Raw genomic sequence first — 449 nt, forward strand, 5'->3', positions numbered from 1 at the left:
CACTCACGCTGTGAATTTGGCTCAACTTAATACCAAAGCCAATGCTAATGCCGTAGTAGCCTTAACTGGCAATCAGACAATTGCTGGGGTTAAAACTTTTAGCAGTCCTATAGTAGTGCCAAATGCCACAGCAAACACTCACGCAGTTAATTTAGCTCAACTTAACACCAAAGCCAACGCTAATGCTACAGTTAATTTAACTGGTAATCAGACAATAGCTGGGGTTAAGACCTTTTCAGCAGTGCCTATATCAGCTACAAATCCAACAGCCAATAATCAGGTAGCTAATAAAGCTTATGTTGATAGCGTAGTAAATGCTAAAGCCAACGCTAATGCCGTAGTAACTTTAACTGGCAATCAGACAATTGCTGGAATAAAAACATTCTCAGCAGTGCCTGTGTGCTCTATACTACCTACAGCTGATACTCAGTTAGCTAATAGAAATTATG

General features: G+C 40.1%; 1 pseudogene. It reads left to right on the plus strand.

Annotated elements, in window-relative coordinates:
* Positions 1-449, plus strand: a pseudogene (locus CSUIS19072_RS08460) (hypothetical protein); the annotation flags it as partial.

Source organism: Campylobacter sp. RM19072 (assembly GCF_024723485.1).
GTDB lineage: Bacteria > Campylobacterota > Campylobacteria > Campylobacterales > Campylobacteraceae > Campylobacter > Campylobacter porcelli.